The sequence below is a fragment of the Streptococcus sp. SS-4456 genome (assembly GCF_036680365.1).
Lineage (GTDB): Bacteria > Bacillota > Bacilli > Lactobacillales > Streptococcaceae > Streptococcus.
In genome coordinates this window covers 1-339 of sequence record NZ_JAVIHI010000114.1, presented here as the reverse complement: position 1 = coordinate 339, position 339 = coordinate 1, and the positions used below count along the sequence as shown (strand labels likewise).

Annotated in this window: 1 tRNA gene; it reads left to right on the top strand. The window is 41.9% G+C overall.

Features of this window, described 5'->3' with window-relative positions:
• Nucleotides 1-15: 15 nt before the first annotated feature.
• Nucleotides 16-88: transfer RNA gene (locus tag RFK25_RS11625), tRNA-Ala, on the top strand.
• The last annotated feature ends 251 nt before the right edge of the window (nucleotides 89-339 follow it).

Genomic DNA, 339 nt, shown 5'->3' with positions numbered 1-339 from the left:
TTTGAGAGGTCTTGTGGGGCCTTAGCTCAGCTGGGAGAGCGCCTGCTTTGCACGCAGGAGGTCAGCGGTTCGATCCCGCTAGGCTCCATTAGGATAGAAATCCTACTAAACTGAATAACAGTGAAGTTGAATTCACGACTAACTTCTTAGGGAAATAGATAATCCTCCTTGTGTGCAAGACACACAGCGTCAGATTCCTAATTTTCTACAGAAGTTTCGCAGAAGCGACCGTCGTTCATATCCTAAACTTGTCCATTGAAAATTGAATATCTATCAAACATTCCTGATGTATCTGCAAGGATACATTAAGAAATAGTAACAAGAAAATAAACCGAAAAC